This is a genomic window from Sphingobium rhizovicinum, from assembly GCF_042647625.1.
GTDB lineage: Bacteria > Pseudomonadota > Alphaproteobacteria > Sphingomonadales > Sphingomonadaceae > Sphingobium > Sphingobium rhizovicinum.
The window spans coordinates 1,211,965-1,231,933 of sequence record NZ_JBHRVU010000004.1 but is presented as its reverse complement, the minus strand read 5'-3'; the positions used below and the strand labels follow the sequence as shown (position 1 = coordinate 1,231,933).

Annotated in this window: 21 protein-coding genes; 10 read left to right on the top strand and 11 right to left on the bottom strand. The window is 63.6% G+C overall.

Annotation, left to right across the window (positions count from 1 at the left end):
• Positions 1-116 precede the first annotated feature (116 nt).
• On the top strand, positions 117-1,838 hold the full coding sequence (locus ACFOKF_RS07370; RefSeq protein ID WP_380794490.1) for a GAF domain-containing hybrid sensor histidine kinase/response regulator: 1,722 nt from the start codon (positions 117-119) through the stop codon (positions 1,836-1,838).
• A 27-nt stretch (positions 1,839-1,865) separates the two neighbouring features.
• On the opposite strand, the gene ACFOKF_RS07365 is transcribed toward ACFOKF_RS07370, so the two are convergent.
• Positions 1,866-3,038, bottom strand: coding sequence for a BaiN/RdsA family NAD(P)/FAD-dependent oxidoreductase (locus ACFOKF_RS07365; RefSeq protein ID WP_380794487.1), 1,173 nt, complete (start codon positions 3,036-3,038; stop codon positions 1,866-1,868).
• Positions 3,038-3,493, bottom strand: coding sequence for a YaiI/YqxD family protein (locus tag ACFOKF_RS07360; RefSeq protein WP_380794484.1), 456 nt, complete (start codon positions 3,491-3,493; stop codon positions 3,038-3,040). Before ACFOKF_RS07360 ends, ACFOKF_RS07365 begins: the two co-directional genes overlap by 1 nt.
• Positions 3,494-3,594: 101 nt before the next feature.
• Between ACFOKF_RS07360 and ACFOKF_RS07355 the strand changes: the two genes are divergently transcribed.
• From ACFOKF_RS07355 to dxs, 7 genes are read left to right on the top strand one after another with little or no spacing between them, the layout of a single operon-like run.
• Positions 3,595-4,017 carry an iron-sulfur cluster assembly scaffold protein gene (locus ACFOKF_RS07355; RefSeq protein ID WP_380794481.1) on the top strand — a complete coding sequence of 141 codons (423 nt, stop codon included), beginning with the start codon at positions 3,595-3,597 and terminating at the stop codon, positions 4,015-4,017.
• On the top strand, positions 4,017-5,813 hold the full coding sequence (locus ACFOKF_RS07350) for a cation:proton antiporter domain-containing protein (protein ID WP_380794478.1): 1,797 nt from the start codon (positions 4,017-4,019) through the stop codon (positions 5,811-5,813). Before ACFOKF_RS07355 ends, ACFOKF_RS07350 begins: the two co-directional genes overlap by 1 nt.
• The gene (locus ACFOKF_RS07345) at positions 5,813-6,139 is read left to right on the top strand and encodes a DUF423 domain-containing protein (RefSeq protein WP_380797703.1); all 327 of its coding nucleotides are present in this window, start codon (positions 5,813-5,815) and stop codon (positions 6,137-6,139) included. Before ACFOKF_RS07350 ends, ACFOKF_RS07345 begins: the two co-directional genes overlap by 1 nt.
• Positions 6,140-6,185: 46 nt before the next feature.
• Positions 6,186-6,647, top strand: coding sequence for a Fur family transcriptional regulator (locus tag ACFOKF_RS07340; RefSeq protein ID WP_380794476.1), 462 nt, complete (start codon positions 6,186-6,188; stop codon positions 6,645-6,647).
• Between the two features lie 13 nt (positions 6,648-6,660).
• The gene (gene pnuC, locus ACFOKF_RS07335) at positions 6,661-7,230 is read left to right on the top strand and encodes a nicotinamide riboside transporter PnuC (protein WP_380794474.1); all 570 of its coding nucleotides are present in this window, start codon (positions 6,661-6,663) and stop codon (positions 7,228-7,230) included.
• Positions 7,227-7,781: an AAA family ATPase gene (locus tag ACFOKF_RS07330; protein ID WP_380794473.1), complete on the top strand. Its 555-nt coding sequence runs from the start codon at positions 7,227-7,229 to the stop codon at positions 7,779-7,781. The genes pnuC and ACFOKF_RS07330 overlap by 4 nt, the downstream gene beginning before the upstream one ends.
• 10 nt (positions 7,782-7,791) lie before the next feature.
• The gene (gene dxs / locus ACFOKF_RS07325) at positions 7,792-9,708 is read left to right on the top strand and encodes a 1-deoxy-D-xylulose-5-phosphate synthase (protein WP_380794470.1); all 1,917 of its coding nucleotides are present in this window, start codon (positions 7,792-7,794) and stop codon (positions 9,706-9,708) included.
• A gap of 14 nt (positions 9,709-9,722) precedes the next feature.
• Here dxs and ACFOKF_RS07320 read toward each other — a convergent pair whose 3' ends face one another.
• Genes ACFOKF_RS07320 through ACFOKF_RS07310 form a run of 3 tightly spaced genes read right to left on the bottom strand, consistent with a single transcriptional unit; the run spans position 9,723 to position 12,033 of the window.
• Entirely contained in the window at positions 9,723-10,112 is a 390-nt protein-coding gene (locus ACFOKF_RS07320) for a hypothetical protein (protein WP_380794467.1), read from the bottom strand.
• A 2-nt stretch (positions 10,113-10,114) separates the two neighbouring features.
• Positions 10,115-11,647, bottom strand: coding sequence for a ShlB/FhaC/HecB family hemolysin secretion/activation protein (locus ACFOKF_RS07315; protein ID WP_380794466.1), 1,533 nt, complete (start codon positions 11,645-11,647; stop codon positions 10,115-10,117).
• A 53-nt stretch (positions 11,648-11,700) separates the two neighbouring features.
• On the bottom strand, positions 11,701-12,033 hold the full coding sequence (locus ACFOKF_RS07310; RefSeq protein ID WP_380794464.1) for a hypothetical protein: 333 nt from the start codon (positions 12,031-12,033) through the stop codon (positions 11,701-11,703).
• Positions 12,034-12,293: 260 nt separating this feature from the next.
• Here ACFOKF_RS07310 and ACFOKF_RS07305 point away from each other — a divergent pair, with 260 nt between their 5' ends.
• Both ACFOKF_RS07305 and ACFOKF_RS07300 read left to right on the top strand, forming a co-directional pair.
• Positions 12,294-12,743 carry an SRPBCC family protein gene (locus ACFOKF_RS07305; protein ID WP_380794462.1) on the top strand — a complete coding sequence of 150 codons (450 nt, stop codon included), beginning with the start codon at positions 12,294-12,296 and terminating at the stop codon, positions 12,741-12,743.
• The gene (locus tag ACFOKF_RS07300) at positions 12,730-13,053 is read left to right on the top strand and encodes an ArsR/SmtB family transcription factor (RefSeq protein WP_380794459.1); all 324 of its coding nucleotides are present in this window, start codon (positions 12,730-12,732) and stop codon (positions 13,051-13,053) included. The genes ACFOKF_RS07305 and ACFOKF_RS07300 overlap by 14 nt, the downstream gene beginning before the upstream one ends.
• A 10-nt stretch (positions 13,054-13,063) precedes the next feature.
• Here the strand turns inward: ACFOKF_RS07300 and ACFOKF_RS07295 are convergent, their stop codons facing one another.
• The 6 genes from ACFOKF_RS07295 to ACFOKF_RS07270 all read right to left on the bottom strand — a co-directional run bounded on the left by ACFOKF_RS07295 (position 13,064) and on the right by ACFOKF_RS07270 (position 19,966).
• Positions 13,064-13,483, bottom strand: coding sequence for a DUF3035 domain-containing protein (locus ACFOKF_RS07295; protein WP_380794456.1), 420 nt, complete (start codon positions 13,481-13,483; stop codon positions 13,064-13,066).
• On the bottom strand, positions 13,480-13,998 hold the full coding sequence (lspA, locus tag ACFOKF_RS07290) for a signal peptidase II (protein WP_380794454.1): 519 nt from the start codon (positions 13,996-13,998) through the stop codon (positions 13,480-13,482). Before lspA ends, ACFOKF_RS07295 begins: the two co-directional genes overlap by 4 nt.
• A gap of 244 nt (positions 13,999-14,242) precedes the next feature.
• Positions 14,243-17,158 carry an isoleucine--tRNA ligase gene (ileS, locus tag ACFOKF_RS07285; RefSeq protein WP_380794451.1) on the bottom strand — a complete coding sequence of 972 codons (2,916 nt, stop codon included), beginning with the start codon at positions 17,156-17,158 and terminating at the stop codon, positions 14,243-14,245.
• Between the two features lie 121 nt (positions 17,159-17,279).
• The gene (locus ACFOKF_RS07280) at positions 17,280-18,206 is read right to left on the bottom strand and encodes a bifunctional riboflavin kinase/FAD synthetase (RefSeq protein WP_380794448.1); all 927 of its coding nucleotides are present in this window, start codon (positions 18,204-18,206) and stop codon (positions 17,280-17,282) included.
• A gap of 107 nt (positions 18,207-18,313) precedes the next feature.
• A complete protein-coding gene (locus ACFOKF_RS07275; RefSeq protein ID WP_380794446.1) occupies positions 18,314-18,802 on the bottom strand; it encodes a dihydrofolate reductase in 489 nt (162 codons plus the stop codon).
• 93 nt (positions 18,803-18,895) lie between these two features.
• Positions 18,896-19,966 carry a 5-(carboxyamino)imidazole ribonucleotide synthase gene (locus ACFOKF_RS07270; RefSeq protein ID WP_380794444.1) on the bottom strand — a complete coding sequence of 357 codons (1,071 nt, stop codon included), beginning with the start codon at positions 19,964-19,966 and terminating at the stop codon, positions 18,896-18,898.
• Between the last annotated feature and the right edge of the window lie 3 nt (positions 19,967-19,969).

The following is a 19,969-nucleotide window of genomic DNA, read 5'->3' as shown; positions in this document are numbered from 1 at the left end:
TTTGCGGCATATCACTATAGTTAGACTATAATTTACCTTGCTCGTCTGATATTCGGTACGGAACAAATTGAAATAAGGTCGCGTAAAGGAGATATTCTCGACTGAGAGGTAACGCGATGAATGGACAATTGGACAGCGATTTCCGGTCGGAGCAAAAGGCTCTGGCAGCACGCTGGAGCCAGGCGGCAGAAGCCATGGAAGCGCTGGCCGGCGCCCGTTCCGTCGATGCCGTCGTTTCCGTATTGCGCGCTTTCGCGCGGCGAGCGGCCGGAGCGGATGGAATCGCCGTCGTGCTGCGCGACGGCGACAAATGCCATTATGTCGCGGAAGATGCGATGGAACCGCTTTGGTCGGGTCAGCGCTTTCCAATGCAGCGCTGCGTATCGGGCTGGGCCATGCTCAATCAGCAAACGGCCGTCATCCCCGATATTTTCATGGACCCGCGCGTTCCGGTAGATGCATACCGCACCACCTTCGTCCGCAGCATGGTGATGGTGCCGATTGGTCGGGGGGATCCGATTGCCGCCATGGGTGCCTATTGGTCCGAAGCCGGCGCACCGACGGACAACCAGATTGCCCTGCTTGAAGCTCTGGCGCGCGCCGCGTCCACCGCTCTTGAAAATGGACGCCTGTTTGCGTCCCTCGAAGCCCTGAACCTGCAACTGGACCAGCGCATGCAGGAACAGGGCAAGGATCTGGAAAAATCGCAGAGCGCCCTGCGTCAGGTCCAGAAGATGGAGATATTGGGCAAGCTCACCGGCCATGTCGCCCATGACTTCAACAATCTGCTGACGCCGATCATCGGTGGGCTGGATCGCATCATGGCGGAAGACACGCCGCCCGACACCATCGGCCGGACAGCGTCGGTGGCCATGCAGGCGGCGGAATCGGCGCAGCGCCTGGTAGAACGCCTGCTGGCCTTTGCGCGGCGCCAGCCATTGCAGCCAACCGCCGTCCTTCTATCTGATCTGGTAACAGGCATGCAGGCGTTGCTCGCCAGTACGCTGGGACCGCGTATCGTCCTGACAATCGATGTGCCCGCCTCTCTCCCGCCCGTTCAGGCCGATGGGCATCAACTGGAACTGGCGATCCTCAATCTGGTGGTCAACAGCCGCGACGCCATGCCGGAGGGCGGCCTGCTCACCATCCGCGGCGATCTGCGCAATTTTCATCTGCCTGCCGGACTGACCGTGAAAGAGCCCGCCGAAGCCTATGTTTGCCTGAGCATCGCTGACACCGGTATCGGCATGACCCCGGCGGTCAGGGCGTCCGCCATGGAGCCGTTTTTCACGACCAAGCCCGCTGGACATGGCACCGGGCTCGGCCTGTCCATGGCCCATGGTCTTGCTGCGCAACTGGGCGGGTCATTGGAAATCAACAGCGAAGTCGGCCAGGGCACGGACGTGCAACTCTGGCTTCCCAAAGCGAAGACGCCCCCGGCCATTGCTCAAACGCCGACTCCTCAAATCGGTAAGGAGCCGAGTCAGGGAAAGATTCTGCTGGTTGATGACAATCCACTGGTACGCAACAGCACGCGCGAGATGTTGACCGACATCGGCTATGATGTGGTCGACATCGATCATGCCGAACTGGCGATCAGCATGATGGAGGCAGGATATAGGCCGGACATCCTCATCACCGATCATGTCATGCCCGGCATGACCGGAGTGGAACTGGCGCTGCGCATCAGGGTCGACCATCCGCAGGTCGCGGTGCTGATCATATCGGGCTATCAGGGTATCGACCTGATCGCACCCGAGATCGTTCGCCTGTCGAAGCCCTTCCGCCTCGGACATTTGCAGGCCAGCATTTCGGCCGCTCGCGCGCAGGTTCGCTGAACGGGCTGGGCTGCTGGCCTTGCCGGTTCAGATCGCCTGCCCGGCGGCCCAGCCGCTGGCCCAGGCCCATTGGAAATTATAGCCGCCCAGCCAGCCGGTCACATCGACCGCTTCGCCAATGGCATAGAGGCCCGGCATTTTTGCCGCCTCCATGCTGCGCGACGACAGGCCGGCGGTGGCGATGCCGCCCACCGTCACTTCCGCCTTGGCATAGCCCTCGGTGCCCGACGGGACAAAGGCCCAGTCCGACAGTTTCGCGCCCGCCTGACGCAGCAGCTTGTCCGACAGATTGCCGATTTCGCCCTGCAATTCGATCCGCTCCAGCAGCGTATCGGCCAGACGCTCCGTCAACGCCTGCGCCAAAATCTTGCGCAGGCTCGTCCGGGGCCGTTCGCGCTTTTCGGCGAGCAACCAGTCGGCTGCGCGATCCGGCAGGAAATTGACATTGATCGGCGTGCGATGCTGCCAATAGCTGCTGATCTGGAGCATCGCCGGGCCGGACAGGCCCCGATGGGTGAAGAGCGCCGCCTCACGAAAGCGGGTCTTGTTCCAGCGCACTTCGACCTCGGCCGACACGCCGGACAGGGACTGGAACAGCGCTTCTTCCGGTCCCAGCGTGAACGGCACCAATGCCGGGCGCGGCTGGACCACCGACAGGCCGAACTGCCGCGCGACGTCATAGGCGAACCCGGTCGCCCCCATTTTCGGGATGGACGGCCCGCCGGTCGCCAGCACCAGCGCAGGCGCGCGATGCACCCGATCGCCCAGCGTCACCCTGAACAGGCCGTCTCCATGCTCGATGGCGCTCACCGACTGGCCCAGCGCCATGGTCACGCCGCCCTTGGCGCATTCCTCCGCCAGCATGGCGACGATCTGCCTAGCCGATCCGTCGCAGAAAAGCTGTCCCAACGTCTTTTCATGCCAGGCGATGCCATATCGTTCCACTAACGCAATGAAATCCTGCGCCGTATAACGGCCCAGCGCCGACTTCACGAAATGCGGGTTGGCCGACAGGTAACGATCGGCGGCGGTATGGATATTGGTGAAGTTGCACCGCCCCCCGCCGGAAATCAGGATTTTCTTGCCCGGCGCATCGGCGTGATCGACGAGCAGAACCTGTCTACCTCGTTGTCCACCCACGCTGGCGCACATCATTCCAGCCGCCCCGGCACCCAGAATGATCGCATCATGATCGGCCATCAGCGGCCTCGCTTCAGACGCACCAGCGCCTCGTCCAGCGCCGACAGAAAACGCGATCGATCCGCCTTGGAAAATGGCGCCGGCCCGCCGATCGGATCACCCACCGCCCCTGCGCGCAGATCGGCCATGATCGCGCGGGTCGCCACCGCCGCGCCGATCGAACTGGTGGTGAAGGGCTTGCCATTGGGCGCAATCACCGTCGCCCCGCCCTTCAGACAGCGGTCCGCCAGCAATATGTCCGCCGTGATGCAGATCGCGCCCTTGTCCGCCCGCTCCGCAATCCAGTCGTCGGCGGCGTCGAACCCGTCGCTCACAACCACCCGGTCCAGCAAAGGATGGGCCGGAATGCGGATCGGGCTGTTGCTGACGATCGTCACGGGGACTTCATGCCGCCAGGCGACCTTGTAGATTTCCTCCTTCACGGGGCAGGCATCGGCATCGACCAGTATCTTCATGGCAGCGGCGATAGGCGGGCGGGCGCGATCAGGCCAGCTTATTTCACCTGAGACGAACTGCCGCCTTCTCCCCGCGATGTTCCTGCCCTACATGGTGCGGCATGAGTGCCCCCCTGTATAACAAGGACATATTGCGGCTCGCCGCCAGCATCCCGCATCACCAGCGCCTGCCAGATCCGCAGGCCAGCGTGGAACGGCGATCGCCCACCTGCGGATCGCGCGTCACCGTCGATGTCAAGATGGCCGATGGCCGGCTCGCGGACATGGGTCTGGACGTAAAAGCCTGCGCCCTGGGGCAGGCTTCTGCGGCCCTGATGGCGGCGCAGGCGATTGGCATGTCGGCGGATGAACTGGCCGACGCGCGCGATCGGCTGACCGCCTATCTTGCGGGCGAAAGCGACGATCTCGATTTCTGGCCGGGCCTTGCCATTCTCGCCCCGGCGCGCGGCTATCCTGCGCGCCACGCCTCCATCCGTCTTGGCTTCGAAGCGATCGCCGAAGCCGCCCGCATGGCCGACGCCTGATGGAAGCGCATGCCGCCGTGAGCGCCACCGACGTCCTGTTGTCAGAAGGCGTCATTCTGCTGGGCGCAGCCGTCGCCTTCGTCATGCTGTTCCGCCGCTTCGGCCTGGGCGCTGTGCTGGGCTATCTGGTCGCGGGCGCGCTGGTCGGGCCGCAGGGTCTGGGGCTGGTCGGCGGCGCGGAATCGAAGCTCGCCATCGCCGAAATCGGCATCGTCCTGCTGCTCTTTCTCGTCGGCCTCGAACTCCATCCGGCGCGACTCTGGCGGCTGAAGCGCGACATTTTTGCGCTTGGCCTGGCCCAGGTCGTACTGTGCGGCTGTGCGTTGACGGCGATCATCTTCTATTCGACCGGCTTCAGTTGGGGCGCGGCTATCGCGCTTGGCCTGCCGCTCGCCCTCTCCTCGACCGCGCAGGTTCTGCCCGGCCTCAAGTCCAGCGGGCGCATCAACTCGCCCTTCGGCGAGAAGATATTTTCCATCCTGCTGTTTCAGGATCTGTCGATCGTCCCGTTGATCACCATCGTCGCCGCCCTGTCGCGCAATCCGGCCGACGCCGCCGGACCGCCCGGATGGATGATGGCGGGCTACACGGTTGCGGCGATTGCCGGCCTGGTGCTGGCCGGCCGTTTCATCCTGCGCCCGCTCTTAGGGCTGGTTGGGCGAATGGGAGAGCGCGAACTGTTCGTCGCCGTTGGCCTGTTCACCGTCCTCGCCGCCGCTGCGCTGATGCATGCGCTGCATCTATCGACCGCGCTTGGCGCTTTCATCGCAGGCGTGATGTTGGCCGATTCGCCTTATCGTCACGAAATCGAATCCGACGTCGAACCATTTCGCTCGATCCTGCTCGGCCTCTTCTTCCTCGCCGTCGGCATGGTGCTCGACCTGCATGCCGTGGCCGCCAATCCGCTGTTCGTCCTGTCGATGGCGGCCATGCTGGTCGTTACCAAGGCGGCGATCATCACCGGCCTTGCCCGACTGTTCGGCATGAACTGGCAGCAGGCGCTGGGCGCCGGCCTGTTGCTCAGTCAAGGCGGTGAATTTGGCTTCGTTCTGTTCGCGCAGGCGCAGAACGCGTTGCTCATCGCGCCGCAGGCGGCCAGCCTGTTCAGCGCCATTGTCACCTTCTCCATGGCGACGACGCCCTTCCTGATGCTGTTTGCCCGCCGCTTCGAATTTGCCAGACCCAAGGATGATGGCGGCCTGCCCGGCCCGGAAGACGCGCCGCGCGGCAACGCAATCATCGTGGGCTATGGCCGGTTTGGACAAACCGTCGCCCAGATGCTGATGGGCCATGGCTTTGGCGTCACCCTGATCGACAAGAAACCGGCCCAGATCGAAGTGTCCAGCCGGTTCGACATGAAGGTCTATTATGGCGATGGCACGCGGATCGACCTGCTCCGGCGGTCAGGGGCGGATGAAGCGCGACTGATCGTCTTCTGCATCGATGATCCCTCACTCGACAGCCGCGTGCTGGAGCCAATCGCCGAAGCCTTCCCGCATGCAGCGCTAATGGTGCGCGCCTTCGACCGGCGACAGGTGCTGGCGCTTCAGGATATGGACCTCGCCGGCGTGGTCCGCGAAGTCTATGAATCGGCCATCTGCATGGGTGTGCAGGCGATGCAGTCGCTGGGCGTGCCGCAGGAAGAGGTTGAGGAAGTCGAGCGCCAGTATCGCGCCAATGACGAACAGCGCATGGCGCTCCAGATCGAACATGGCAGCCTGCTGGCGGCCAAGGACCTGATGTACAGGCCCGGCAAGGCAATGCGCCTGTTGAGCCGGGGGGAGAAACAGGAATGATGATCGCTATCCTCGCCTGCCTGTCCGCCGCGCTCGCCATTGGCGCGGGCGCGTTCGGCGCCCATGGCGTCACGGATCCCAAGGCGGCGGAATGGTTGCGCACCGGCGGTCTTTATCAGTTGATCCATGCCGTCGGCGCGATCGCGATCCTGGGCGTTGCGCGCGGAGCCGCCGCCCTGCTGCTGATCGGCGCGGCGATCTTTGCGATCTCGCTCTATGTCATGGCGCTGGGCGGGCCGCGCTGGCTGGGCGCGGTCACGCCGATCGGCGGGACGTTGATGATCGCCGGCTGGCTCTGGGCGGCATGGAGCTTCTCCCGCGCCTGATCCACGCTATCTTGCCCGCAACAGCGTCCACGCCTAGATACAGCCCATGGCCCACGCTCATCACCATCATCAGGAACCCACCGGCGCAAAACTGGCCGACGCCGCTCGTGCGACTCTGGAGGCCCAGAATGAGCAATGGACGCCGATGCGCGCGGCCATCTTCGATGCGCTGGCGGCGGAGGAAAAGCCTGCCTCGGCCTATGACATCGCCGACACCGTATCGAAGGCGCGCGGCAAGCGCGTTGCACCCAACAGCGTCTATCGCATTCTCGACCTGTTCGTGGCGAACAACATCGCCATGCGGGTGGAAAGCGCCAACGCCTATATCGCCAATGCGCATCCGGGCTGTCATCACGACTGTATTTTCCTGGTCTGCGACACATGCGGGCAAGTTACGCATATCGATGACGATCCGATCACCAGCGCCCTGCGCACCGCCGCCGAAAAGGCCGGATTCACGCCGAAGCGCGCGGTGATCGAAATGCGCGGCACATGCAGCGCCCACTGACGGCGCGCCAGTCTTGACCATCATCGAATGGGTTGCGGCCGCGCTCGGCCTCGTCAACATCCTGCTCGTGGCGCGGCGATCGCTTTGGAACTACCCCTTCGCCCTTGCGATGGTGACGCTCTATTTCTTCGTATTCTTCGACGCGAAGCTGTACAGCGACGCGCTGCTCCAGATATTCTTCTTCGTCATCAACATCTATGGCTGGTGGGTCTGGTTGCATGCCCGCAAGATCGATGATGGCGGCATCGCCGTCGATCGGCTTGGCAATGGCGCGCGCCTGCTCTGGATCGGCGGCACCACGATCGCGAGCCTCGGCTGGGGCAGCATGATGGCCCGCTTCACCGACGCCGCAGCCCCCTTCGCCGACGCGACCATCGCGGGCATCAGCGTGGCGGCGCAAATCCTCCAGTCGCAGCGCAGATATGAAAGCTGGCTGCTTTGGGTCGCGGTCGATGCACTGGCCACCGGCCTGTTCTGGCATCGCGGCCTGATCGCGACGTCGATCCTCTACGCGATCTTCTTCGCCATCGCGCTTTATGGACTGATCGCCTGGCGGCGCACCATGGATCGGGCATCGGCATGACGTTGACCATCGTTTTGCATGGCGTGGAAAGCACCGGCAAATCGGTGCTGGCGGAGAAGCTCGCCAGATATTTTGGCACGGTCTGGGTGCCCGAATATGGCCGTACCCATGCCGAAACCCATGGCGTCGATATGGACGAGCAGGACTTGCTGGTGATCGGCCGGACGCAGGCCGCCATGATCGACGCCGCAAAGAGCGACGCCCGCCGCTTCCTGTTTGCCGATACTGATTCGCTGATGACCGCCGCCTGGGCGGAGATGATGATCGGTCATATCCCGCCGGAATTGCTGACCTATCCCAAGGCCGATCTCTATCTTTTGATGGAGGCTGACGTCGCCTGGGTGCCCGACTCCGTCCGCATCTATGGCGACGATCCGGTTCGCGCCCGCTTCGCGGACATCAGCCGCGCCGTTCTGGAAAGCAGCGGTGTGCGCTGGGCGTCTATCAGCGGCGACTGGAACGCCCGCTTCGCGCAGGCCGTCGCCCTGATGGAGCGCCTGACGCCATCAAATGCGTCGTCAGGGTTCGACTTGGCGCAGGAAAGCGAGTAGGCACATCGCCATGTCCAATCCGTCCACGCCATTGCTCGATACCGTCAACACCCCCGATGACCTGCGCAAGCTGCAACCCGAACAGTTGCGCCAGCTGGCCGATGAACTGCGTGCTGAAACGATCGCCGCTGTGGGCGTTACCGGCGGTCATCTGGGTTCGGGTCTTGGCGTCGTGGAACTGACGACGGCGATTCATTATGTGTTCGACACGCCCAATGACAAGCTGGTCTGGGACGTAGGCCATCAATGCTATCCGCACAAAATCCTGACCGGCCGGCGCGACCGCATCCGCACGCTGCGGCAGGGTGGCGGGCTGTCCGGCTTCACCAAGCGCGCCGAGTCCGAATATGATCCCTTCGGCGCGGCGCACAGCTCCACCTCGATCAGCGCAGCATTGGGCTTTGCCGTCGCCAACAAGATGCAGGACAAGCCGGGCAAGGGCATTGCCGTGATCGGCGATGGCGCCATGTCGGCCGGCATGGCCTATGAGGCGATGAACAATGCGCGCGAAGCCGGCAACCGGCTGATCGTGATCCTGAACGACAATGACATGTCGATCGCCCCGCCGGTCGGCGGCCTTTCCGCCTATCTCGCTCGCCTGGTATCCAGTCGGGAATTTCTGGGCCTGCGCGATCTGGCCAAGAAACTAGCGCGCCGCCTGCCCCGCCCCCTGCACAAGGCCGCCAAGAAGACCGACGAATTTGCACGCGGCATGGCGACCGGCGGCACATTGTTCGAAGAACTGGGCTTTTACTATGTCGGCCCGATCGACGGCCATAATCTGGACCATCTGATCCCGGTTCTGGAAAATGTCCGCGATGCGGCGGAAGGCCCATGCCTGATCCATGTCGTGACGCAGAAGGGCAAGGGCTATGCCCCGGCCGAAGCCGCAGCCGACAAATATCATGGCGTGCAGAAATTCGACGTCGTCACCGGAGCGCAGGCCAAGGCCCCTCCCGGCCCGCCCAGCTATACCAATGTCTTTGCCCAGGCGCTGATCGCCGAAGCGCAGCGCGATCCAGCCGTGTGCGCCATCACGGCGGCCATGCCTTCGGGCACGGGTCTCGACAAGTTCGAACTGGCTTTCCCCGATCGCATCTTCGACGTGGGTATTGCCGAACAACATGCCGTAACCTTCGCGGCGGGCCTCGCGGCGCAGGGCATGCGCCCGTTCTGCGCTATCTACTCCACCTTCCTCCAGCGCGCCTATGATCAGGTGGTGCATGATGTGGCGATCCAGAATCTGCCCGTGCGCTTCGCCATTGACCGGGCCGGGCTGGTCGGCGCGGACGGATCGACCCACGCGGGCAGCTTCGACGTTACCTACCTCGCCAGCCTGCCCAATTTCGTGGTGATGGCCGCCGCTGACGAAGCGGAACTGGTGCATATGGTGCATACCTGCGCCGTGCATGACAGCAGCCCGATCGCGGTGCGCTATCCGCGCGGCAATGGCACTGGCGTCGCCATGCCGGCCGTTCCCGAAGCGCTGGCGATCGGCAAGGGCCGCATCGTGCGCGAGGGGCGTCAGGTCGCCATCCTCTCGCTCGGCACCCGGCTGGAGGAAGCCATGAAGGCCGCCGAAGCGCTGGAGGCCAAGGGCCTTTCCACCACCGTCGCCGACCTGCGCTTCGCCAAGCCGCTGGATGAAGCGATGATCCGCCGGCTGCTCACCACGCACGAAGTCGCCGTCACGATCGAGGAAGGATCGATCGGCGGCCTTGGCGCACATGTGCTGACGCTGGCGAGCGACCTTGGCCTGATCGACAATGGGCTGAAGCTGCGCACGATGCGCCTGCCCGACATGTTCCAGGATCAGGACAAACCGGAAAAACAATATGCCGATGCGCGACTTGACGCCGACGCCATCGTAGACACCGTGCTGACCGCCCTGCGCCACAACAGCGTCGGAACAGAGGCGCGAGCCTGACGCTGCTCACCACGCTATTGATAGCGGTGCCGGCCACGGTCGGCGCCCTTGCTCTTCTGGTGCAATGGCGAACACGCTGCCACGCGAAGCATTTGGCGGCCAAAAGGCAGGGAATGAATCCTGCCATGCTGATTGACCAATTGATCGCAAGTGGCGTCGATGAAGCGGTGGCAGAATTTGTCTGGGACCGCATAGGCCCCTATTATGGCGAAGGCGACATTTTCCCTCACCGCGATGACGATCTGGATCATGATGCCGGGATCGATCCTGAAGATGTAGAGGACATCGTCGCTGATTTCTTTCGCCGCTTCGCGCTTGCCGAACCGAGCAATCAAAAGCCTGAAATGATCCCGATGCCCCTCAGTATTGACGGGTTTGCGCGCTATCTTCACGATCGTCTTCACGTTCAGGGCCAGGACAGCGACGCGCCGATCGGCAGCCGCCAGCGGTCGCCAAAGCCGGCATAGGGGTCGGCCAGCACGCGGTTGGCGGACAAATCCATGCGCAGCGGCCCGTCGCGCAGCCTGACCCCCGCCCCGCTCGACGCCAGATCATAGGTCGCGCGATAAGAGATTGGCCGGGCATTATAGATTGCCCGCCCGCCATCCAGATAGGCGTAGAGTTCCGCGCGGCGGCCGCTTTTCGATACGGGCGGCGCCCAGGCCAGTTCGACATTGCCGGCCAGGCCGCTGTCGCCGCTTACTATGGCCGGTTCGAACCCGCGCCCGAAGCTATCCCCGCCCAGAAAGAAAGCTTCCGCGCTGGGCAGCGCATCCCTGCTATATTGCGCCGTCGCCAGCAGACGCACCACCAGATTGCGGTCGATCAGGCGATGATAGCCCGCGCTGCCGCGCAGCCTGGCAAAACGGGTGTCGGTGATGAACCAGCTGGCCCGCGCGCCCGGCAGATCGATCGAGTGAGACAAGGACAGAGACATTTCCGCGCGGGATTGCGGCCCGGTCCGCGACCAGTTGAGGCCAAGCCGGGCGATGCGGGCATTTTCCGTGATCAGGCGGAAACCGAAGAAATCGACATGGCTTTGCTGCACATCCAGTCCTGCGCTGCCGGTCAGGACGGTGTCGGGGCCGCCATGCAGGGGATAGGAGAGCATGGCCGACAGGCTGGTGGTCCGCGCCTTCAGGACATAATCGGGCAAGCGGGTGCGGGCGTGGGCGACGGAAAGAGACAGTTGCGCCCCGTCCTTGCCCAGCGGCGTCATATAGGTGGCCCCCATCGCTTCCCCCTTGCCGCTGAGCAGGCGGCTGTAGAGAACATCGAACCTGTCTCCGCCAGTCAGCAGATTGTCCTGCCCGGCGCCGATACGGGCCTGCGGCCGCCCGAAAATCTGCGTGCCGCCATTGTCGAAGCCGATTGACCGGCGCGCAGCGGCGCGGCGCACGCCAAAGCGCAGCACCAGTCCGCCGGGCGCGGCGCCGGCGATCAGGTCCGCCTCCACCCGGTTACCCTGCATGTCGGACACCTGGCGCAACACGCGCTGTAGCGCGGATTTGCGCAAAGGCCCCGCGCCAGCCAGCGGTGTCGACAGCGCGCGGATATGGCGCGTCGCCAGACGGGTGGATGGCCCGCCGTCAATCTGGATGCGTTCGACATGCCCTTCGCGCACGCGCACCTGCAAACGGCCATCGGCGGGCGAGAAACTGTCCAGACTGATGTCGAAGACTGCAATGTCGCTGGCGCCATAGGTCCGCGCCAGCACATCGGCGACCTGCCGCAGCACCGCTTCGCTTGCGGGCCTGCCGGCAAAGGCCGCCGCCGCCCGTTCAAGATCGGGGGATATGGTCGCGCCCTCTATCCGCACTTCCCGGATCGGCACGTCGGGCGCGGGCACAAGCCCGCCCTCCTGCTGCGGCGTTTGCGCGTGAAGCGCGGGAATGGCGGAACATGCGGCCAGCAGGAGGATCAGGATAGCGCGATGCATAAGCGTGGGCGTCGCAAGAGCCGGGAGGGCCGATCCACGGCCCTCCCGCGCTTTCACTTCTTCGTCGGATTGAGCGAAAGAAGCAGGGTGGTTTCCGGATTGCCGTTGACGCCCAACAGGTTGGTGTTCAGCCCGGCAATGGTTTCGTCACCCAGCAGACGGATGCTGGTGCCATTATGGGTGCCGACCTGATTGGACAGGATGCTGACACCGATTCCGCTGTCGGGTTTCGATGACCCCAGCAGGGTCGATCCGTTGCCGACCTGCACACGGATCGGGCTGTTCTGCAATTTCAGTTGCGCGAATGACGGTGTCGACACCGTCACGCCGGCGACCAGCATCAGGGCCACGGCGGCAAGCTTTGCGCTGCTCTTCACTTCGGGCATTTCATCCTCCAGACAAAACACCCCCCGCAACAACAGACAACATCGCCGCTCCTAACATGAACTTAAAAAATGATATTATTCACATATTAAGATTGATCTTCTTATTATATACACAACAATGCTATAGTTTTACATATATGGAACTTTAAACATATTTGATAGTTGATAAAATCAATTTACATTACGATACAGAAACAATGCGGTTCAATGCTTGCGCATGATCAGGCAAAGGGATAAAAAGCAACCAGGAGGTTGCTTATATGCCCGACTGTATCATCAAGAGCATCGATATTGCCGCCCCCGTCGCCACGGTGTGGGACGCCATCATCGATCATGAGAAATTCGGCGCCTGGTTTCTGGTCGCGCTGGACCAGCCCTTTACGGTGGGAGAGGCGACGACCGGCCATATGACCTATCCGGGCTATGAGCATTTCCCATGGGTATCGCGCACCGTGGCGATCGAACCGATGACCCGCTTCGCCTTCGAATGGCCCGCGACCGGCGGGGATGAAGAGGCGATCCGCAACGGCGTGCCGGAATGGACATTGGTGGAGTTCGTGCTGGAGCCGATCGCCACCGGCACCCGCCTGACCGTGACGGAAAGCGGTTTCGACAAGGTGCCCGAACCGCGCCGATCCAATGTGCTGCGCGACAATGAAGGCGGCTGGGCCGAGCAGGTCGACAATGTCAGGCGCTATGCCGAACGCTGATCCGGCATCCCTGTTTGCGGCATTGGGGGATGGGACCAGACTGGGGCTGATCGCGCGCCTGTCGGCCGGCGGGGAGCGATCAATCGTCCAGTTGGGCGAAGGGCTGACGATCAGCCGGCAGGCCGTCGCCAAGCATCTGGACGTGCTGCACGGCGCGGGACTGGTCCATCGCCGCAAAAACGGGCGCGAAGTCCATTATGCGCTGCGTCGGGACGCGATCGCGGCGGCGCGGCTCTGGCTGGATCAGGTGGAGAGACAATGGGACGGGACATTGTCCCGCCTCAAGGCTTTTGTCGAAGAAAGGGGGTAGCCCCCTCCCTTTATTGCTGCGGTACGGCGGCGCGGGCTTCCTGCCCGTCACCTTCGGGCGCTGCGATGACGTCGCGGGTGGTGCTGCCCTTGTCGACAACTTCCGTGGCCGGATCGCCTGCCGAGGAGCGGATCCCGGCGGCGGCGTTCACGCGGCCGGCGGCGTTCAGGGTCGCGGTTTCGCTGGCGCTGCGCGCCGACGGGCCGCCGAACATCGCCTGCATCGCCTCGCTGCGCGAATCGACGGCGGCAGCGGCCGGGGTGCCCGGCGCGGGCGGAACCAGCGCGAAGTCGGGCGGGATCACCAGCGGCGCCTGACGCGAGACGGCGAATTCGTCGGGACGGCCGCGATTGAGCAGGCTGTTGCCGCCGCCACCGCAAGCCGACAGGGTTGCAACAAGGCCAGCGGCAAGGATCAGGTTACGCTTCACTTCAAAGTCTCCGTCTTTGCGCCCTTGTCGCGCAGCAGCAGCGCCCGCGCAAGCAGGATCAGCACGCCGAACGTGATGGCGGCGTCCGCCAAGTTGAAAATCAGGAAAGGCCGCCATTCGCCGAAATGCAGGTCCGCATAATCAACGACATAGCCCAGCCGCACGCGATCCACGATATTGCCGATCGCGCCGCCCAGAACCAGGCCCAGCGCCGCGACATCCTGCCGCGCGCGTTCCCGCCACATCCATACGCCCACGAAGGCGGCGATCAACATGGTCATGCCAACCAGCGCCCAGCGCATCATGTTGGTGTCGGCATGGAAGAAGCCCATGGAAACGCCGCGATTTTCCAGCCAGCGCAGGCGGAAGATCGGCAGGATTTCAATCCCCTCCTCCGCCCGGCTCTTGAGCGCGAGGGGGAAGGTGACGCTATATTTGACCAGCTGGTCGAGCGCGAGCGTCACGATGGCGACGGTCAGGCCCAGCGGGCGGTGATTGATCGGGTTGGTAGGCATGGAAAATCAGCCCGCAGTCAGGGAAAGGGCGGATGACGCCGTGGAAAGAAAGAACCCGTCAGAAACCGTCATTGTCATCCCGTTCATTCAAGTGCGACTATTTTGCTGCGCTATACCCAAGGCCCTGCGCGCAGGACAGGGAGAAGTTTGCCTACTGCGTGCTCCTGCGAAAGCAGGAGCCCAGGGTCGAACGAAATCCCCTGCATCCTGGGCTCCTGCTTTCGCAGGAGCACAGTCCATCCAGCTACCCCTTCAACACTTCGTCGCAGCGATGGCAAAGCGTGCCGTCTTCCTCGACCTCCGGCAGCAGACGCCAGCAGCGGCCGCACTTGTGCCAGTCGCTGGGCTTGACGATGATGCCGTCGCCCACGCCCATCTCGATCCGGGCGACAATGGCGATTTCGGCGAAGTTCACACCATCGCTGGGCAGCATTTCGCCCATGGTGACGTCCGCCTCCAGACTGGAGCGGATCACCTTTTCGCGGCGGAATGGTTCGATCGCCTCGTTCACCTGCTCGCGCTGGTAACGCAGTTCGCCCCATTTGTCGTTCAAATGGCTGTTGATCCAGTGATGGTCGACCTCCGGCCATTCCAGGAAATGGACGCTATCCTCGTCACTTGGGAAGCGGCTTTGCCACACTTCCTCAGCGGTGAAGGGGATGATCGGCGCGACATAGCGGACCAATGCGTGGAACAGCGTGTCGAGCAGGGTGCGATAGGCGCGGCGCTTGAGGTCCGACTTCGCATCGCAATAGAGGCAATCCTTGCGGATGTCGAAGAAGAAGGCCGACAGGTCGCTGTTCGCGAAATCGAAGATGGCCCGGGTGTAGCGGGAAAATTCCAGCCAGTTCTCGCTCTTCGCCGCCTTGTCCACCACGGCGCGCAGTTCCGCGTCGAGCTGGGCCAGACGGTGGAGCATATAGCGCTCCAGCTCCGGCATTTCGGCGTAGGACACCGCTTCCGTCTCTTCATCATAATCGGAAAGGGCGCCCAGCATGTAGCGGAATGTATTGCGCAATTTGCGATAGGCGTCGGACGAACCGGCCAGCACTTCCTTGCCGATGCGCACGTCATCGAAATAATCGGTGCTGGCGACCCAGACGCGCAGGATGTCCGCGCCGCTCTCGCTCATGATCTTGAGCGGATCGACCACATTGCCGAGCGACTTGGACATTTTCTTGCCCGTGCCGTCCAGCGCGAAGCCATGGGTCAGCACCGCGCCATAGGGCGCACGGCCGCGCGTGCCGCAGCTTTCGAGCAGCGAGGACTGGAACCAGCCGCGATGCTGGTCGGAGCCTTCGATATAGAGGTCGGCGCGCACGCCTTCGCCATAGCGGCCCTCGACCACGAAGCTGTGGGTCGAACCGCTGTCGAACCAGACGTCGAGAATGTCGTTCACGACCTCATAATCGTTAAGGTCATAGTCCGGGCCGAGCAGCGCCTGATGATCCGCGCCGAACCATGCATCCGCACCCGCGCCCTTGAACGCTTCGATGATGCGGGCATTGACCGCCGGATCAACCAGATACTGGCCGCTCTTGCGATGAACATAGAGAGCGATCGGCACGCCCCAGGCGCGCTGGCGGCTGATCACCCAGTCGGGGCGCCCTTCCACCATGGAGCGGATGCGGTTGGTCGACCGCTCCGGCACCCAGCGGGTCTGCTCGATCGCGTCGAGCGCGATTTCGCGCAGCGTCGGGCCGTTGCCGGTAACGATCGGGGTCGGCATCACGCCGCCCTCGACATCGACCACTGCGCCTTCCTGCGGCTTATCCATGGGGATGAACCATTGCGGGGTGCAGCGATAGATGATGCGCGCCTTCGACCGCCAGCTATGCGGATAGCTGTGCTTGAAGTCGCTGGCGCTCAGCAGCGCGCCAGCGGCGCGCAGATCGGTGCAGATCGGGCCTTCGGGACCGTTGAACTTGGTGTTGATGACGCTGCCCTGCCCCGGCAGCCAATCCCAGTCGTCGCGATAGAAGCCGGCGTCGTTGACCGCGAAGACCGGATCGATGCCCAGCTTCTTGCAGGCGAGGAAATCCTCCTCACCATGATCAGGCGCCATATGGACGAGGCCGGTGCCCGCGTCGGTCGTGACATGATCGGCCGGCAGCAGCGGACGCGGCTTGGCGAAGAAGCCGCCCAGCGCGTGCATCGGGTGACGGGTGATAGCGCCGGCGAGGTAGGTGCCTTTCCCAGACCAATGTGTTTCCCAACGCGAGACACGAAAACGCGACGCCGCCGCATCAAGCAGTTCGCGCGCGATTAGCAGCTTCTTGCCAAAGATCAGGTTGCCCCAATCACCCGGCTCTGCTGCCATAGTTAAAGCCCCATCAGCATCAACGCCGGCCGGATTTCCAGCGACAGCCTCTACCAATACGTATTCAACCTCTTCCCCATAAGCGATCGCCTGATTGACAGGGATCGTCCAGGGCGTGGTCGTCCAGATCACCGCATAAGCGCCGACCAGCTCCGGCGCATTCGGCGCTTCGACGATCTCGAACGCCACGTCGATCTGGGTCGAGGTGACGTCCTCATATTCCACTTCCGCTTCGGCCAGCGCGGTCTTTTCGACCGGGGACCACATGACGGGCTTGGCGCCGCGATAAAGCTGGCCGCTTTCCGCGAATTTCAGCAATTCGCCCACGATCGTCGCTTCGGCGTCGAACTTCATGGTCAGATACGGATCGGCCCAGTCACCCATCACGCCCAGACGCTTGAACTGATCCTTCTGCACGCCCACCCATTTGTCGGCATAGGCGCGGCACTGGGCGCGGAATTCGGCGGCGGGCACCTCATCCTTGTTCAGCTTCTTCTTGCGATATTCCTCCTCGATCTTCCATTCGATCGGCAGGCCATGGCAATCCCAGCCGGGCACATAGGGCGCATCCTTGCCCAGCAGCGACTGGCTGCGGACGATGATGTCCTTGAGCACCTTGTTCATCGCATGGCCCATATGGATGTCGCCATTGGCGTAGGGCGGGCCATCATGCAGGATGAAGCGTTCGCGGCCGGCGCGCTTCTCGCGCAGCTTGCCATAGAGATCCATCGCCTCCCACTTCGCCGCGATGGCCGGTTCCTTCTGCGCAAGGCCGGCCTTCATCGGGAAGTCGGTGACGGGCAGGAAGACGGTGCTCTTATAGTCAGGTGCGTCGGTCATGGGTGCACTTATGCTAGATCCGTTCGGTTCGAGCTTGTCGAGAACAGTTCTCGACGGACGCTTCTCGACAAGCTCGAAGCTGCTCGAACCGAACGGAGGTTGGGCAGATTAGCGCCGTGCCTTAAGCGAGGTAAGGCGTTCCCGCAAGGATTTGCCGCGCATCGTCGCAATCGCGGGCAATGCCGGCCATCAGCGCATCGAGCCCGTCATATTTCACCTCGCCATGGAGGTAGCGGATCAGTTGCACCGCGATCCGCTGATCATAGAGGTTTTCGGTGAAATCGAAGAAATGCGGCTCCAGCAATTCCTTGGGCGGATCGAAGCTGGGCCGGATGCCCAGATTGGCGGCCCCGTCCAGCACCCGCCCATCGGGCAGCAACCCGCGCACCGCATAAATGCCATAGGCCGGGCGAAGATAAGACCCCATGTCGATATTGGCGGTGGGGAAGCCGATGGTGCGGCCCAGCTTGTCGCCATGCTGAACGATCCCTTCGATCGCGAAGGGGCGTGTCAGCAGGCGGGTGGCTGTGTCGCAATCGCCCGCCTGCAACGCGGCGCGGATGCGGCTGGAGGAAATGACCCCCTCCCCGTCCGTGACCGGGGCGATCGCTTCAGCGGACAGGCCAAACTGCGCGAAACTGTCGATCGTGCCGGAGCGCCCCTTGCCAAAGGTGAAGTCCTGCCCCGTGACCACGGCGGCGACGCCCATCTGGTCGGTGAGCAGGCGGACATAGGCGGCGGCATCCAGCGCGGCGAGTTCGGGCGTGAAGTCGAACACCAGCATCGCGTCAGCGCCCGCGCGGGCGAACAGCGCGGCGCGCTGGTCCAGCGTGGTCAGGCGGAAGCTGGGCGTATCGGGCCGGAACAGCCGCATCGGATGTGGATCGAAGGTCGCGACAATCGCCGGACGGCCTTCGGCCCGCGCGCGATCGATCGCACGACCGACCACCGCCTGATGGCCCGCATGAAACCCATCGAAATTGCCCAGCGCCATGACGCTCCCGCGCAGAGGAGCGGGGATCGGGGCGCCGCTAGAAAGCCGCTCCATGGCGCGCGCTATAGGGAGGTGGGCCGGGCGTGGCAATGGACCAGCGTGCTCTTCCGGATGCAGCGCTTGTCGCTCTGGACTCCTGCTTTCGCAGGAGCACGGTGTTGCTACCGCCGCTCGAACGTCACGAAGCTGTAGGCGGGTCGCCCATCCACCGTCGGATGATCGTCCCGCGCGCTTTCCCGCCAGTCCGCCGGGTCGGGATAGGCGATCGCCGCATCCCCCTCCGCATCGACATGCACTTCGGTCAGTTCGATCCGGTCGGCGCGTGGCAGGAACAGGCGGTAGATTTCCGCGCCGCCGATCACCATGACGCTCGGCGCGCCGGCTAGCGCGATGGCGCCATCCACATCATGCGCCACCTCCGCCCCTTCGCTCGTCCAGCCCACATCGCGGGTCAGCACGATATGACGACGGCCGGGCAACAGGCCGGGCAGGCTGTCAAACGTCTTGCGCCCCATGATCATCGGGTGGCCGGCGGTAATCGCCTTGAAATGCTTGAGGTCCGCCGGCAGCCGCCAGGGCAAATCGCCATCCTTGCCGATCACGCCATTGTCGGCGCGGGCCAGGACGAGGGTGATTTGGGGACGATTCATATCTCGCCTTTAAAGCGCAGCGTGCTCCTGCGAAAGCAGGAGCCCATTTGAGACGTCGGAACTGGGCCCCTGCTTTCGCAGGAGCACGAACCTTTACAACACCAGCCGCGTCACATGTCCCATCTTGCGGCCGGGACGCGCTTCATGCTTGCCATAAAGGTGCAAATGATTGGCCGGATCGGACAGGATCGCCGGCCATTCAAGCACGTCATCGCCGATCAGGTTGCGCATCTCCACGCGCGACGCGGCAAGGCCGGTGTCTCCCAGCGGCAGACCGCAAATGGCGCGGACATGATTTTCGAACTGGCTCGTCACCGCGCCTTCGGTGGTCCAGTGGCCGCTATTATGGACGCGGGGCGCCATTTCGTTGAACACCGGGCCGTCGGCGCTGGCGAAAAATTCGCAGGTGAGGACGCCGACATAGTCGAGCGCGTCGGCAATCTTCTTCGCCATGGCGCGGGCCTGGGGCACCTGCCCCTCGATCAGCGGCCCGGCCGGCACGGTCGATGTGGCGAGGATGCCGTCGACATGCACATTGGCCGCCGAATCCCAGAAGCGCACTTCGCCGTCCGCGCCGCGCACCAGGATGACTGAAAATTCCTCGGCGAAGGTAACGAAGCCTTCTAATATGGCGCTCTGGCGGCCGATGGCGCTCCATGCGCCCACGGCGTCGCCCGGCTCCGACAGGCGCGCCTGCCCCTTGCCGTCATAGCCCATGCGGTTGGTCTTCAGGATGGCGCGGCTGCCGACCTGCTCGATCGCCGCCTCCAGATCGTCCAGACTTTCGACCGGGGCGAAGGGCGCGGTCAGGCCGCCCAGATCGCAGACGAAGCGCTTTTCGGCCAGCCGGTCCTGCGCCACGCGCAATGCCTGCGCGCCGGGACGGACGAGGCCGTGGGTGGCCAGCACTTCGACCGCAGAGGGATCGATATTCTCGAACTCATAGGTGACGACATCGACGCCATCGGCAAAGGCGGCAAGCGCCGCTGCGTCTTCATAAGCGCCGCGCGTCCAGAGCGGCGAGACATCGGCGGCGGGGCCGCTTTCCTCGGGCGCGAAAATGCTGGTGCGATAGCCCAGCTGGGCCGCCGCCATGGCGATCATCCGGCCAAGCTGGCCGCCGCCAAGGATGCCGATGGTGGAGCCGGGCGCGATGGTCGTCATGCG

Excerpts from the sequence above, each read along its gene's own strand:
- ACFOKF_RS07370 (WP_380794490.1), top strand. The coding sequence starts at position 117 with ATGAATGGACAATTGGACAGCGATTTCCGGTCGGAGCAAAAGGCTCTG.
- ACFOKF_RS07365 (WP_380794487.1), bottom strand. The coding sequence starts at position 3,038 with ATGGCCGATCATGATGCGATCATTCTGGGTGCCGGGGCGGCTGGAATG.
- ACFOKF_RS07360 (WP_380794484.1), bottom strand. The coding sequence starts at position 3,493 with ATGAAGATACTGGTCGATGCCGATGCCTGCCCCGTGAAGGAGGAAATC.
- ACFOKF_RS07355 (WP_380794481.1), top strand. The coding sequence starts at position 3,595 with ATGAGTGCCCCCCTGTATAACAAGGACATATTGCGGCTCGCCGCCAGC.
- ACFOKF_RS07350 (WP_380794478.1), top strand. The coding sequence starts at position 4,017 with ATGGAAGCGCATGCCGCCGTGAGCGCCACCGACGTCCTGTTGTCAGAA.
- ACFOKF_RS07345 (WP_380797703.1), top strand. The coding sequence starts at position 5,813 with ATGATCGCTATCCTCGCCTGCCTGTCCGCCGCGCTCGCCATTGGCGCG.
- ACFOKF_RS07340 (WP_380794476.1), top strand. The coding sequence starts at position 6,186 with ATGGCCCACGCTCATCACCATCATCAGGAACCCACCGGCGCAAAACTG.
- ACFOKF_RS07330 (WP_380794473.1), top strand. The coding sequence starts at position 7,227 with ATGACGTTGACCATCGTTTTGCATGGCGTGGAAAGCACCGGCAAATCG.
- dxs (WP_380794470.1), top strand. The coding sequence starts at position 7,792 with ATGTCCAATCCGTCCACGCCATTGCTCGATACCGTCAACACCCCCGAT.
- ACFOKF_RS07315 (WP_380794466.1), bottom strand. The coding sequence starts at position 11,647 with ATGCATCGCGCTATCCTGATCCTCCTGCTGGCCGCATGTTCCGCCATT.
- ACFOKF_RS07310 (WP_380794464.1), bottom strand. The coding sequence starts at position 12,033 with ATGCCCGAAGTGAAGAGCAGCGCAAAGCTTGCCGCCGTGGCCCTGATG.
- ACFOKF_RS07305 (WP_380794462.1), top strand. The coding sequence starts at position 12,294 with ATGCCCGACTGTATCATCAAGAGCATCGATATTGCCGCCCCCGTCGCC.
- ACFOKF_RS07300 (WP_380794459.1), top strand. The coding sequence starts at position 12,730 with ATGCCGAACGCTGATCCGGCATCCCTGTTTGCGGCATTGGGGGATGGG.
- lspA (WP_380794454.1), bottom strand. The coding sequence starts at position 13,998 with ATGCCTACCAACCCGATCAATCACCGCCCGCTGGGCCTGACCGTCGCC.
- ileS (WP_380794451.1), bottom strand. The coding sequence starts at position 17,158 with ATGACCGACGCACCTGACTATAAGAGCACCGTCTTCCTGCCCGTCACC.
- ACFOKF_RS07280 (WP_380794448.1), bottom strand. The coding sequence starts at position 18,206 with ATGGAGCGGCTTTCTAGCGGCGCCCCGATCCCCGCTCCTCTGCGCGGG.
- ACFOKF_RS07275 (WP_380794446.1), bottom strand. The coding sequence starts at position 18,802 with ATGAATCGTCCCCAAATCACCCTCGTCCTGGCCCGCGCCGACAATGGC.
- ACFOKF_RS07270 (WP_380794444.1), bottom strand. The coding sequence starts at position 19,966 with ATGACGACCATCGCGCCCGGCTCCACCATCGGCATCCTTGGCGGCGGC.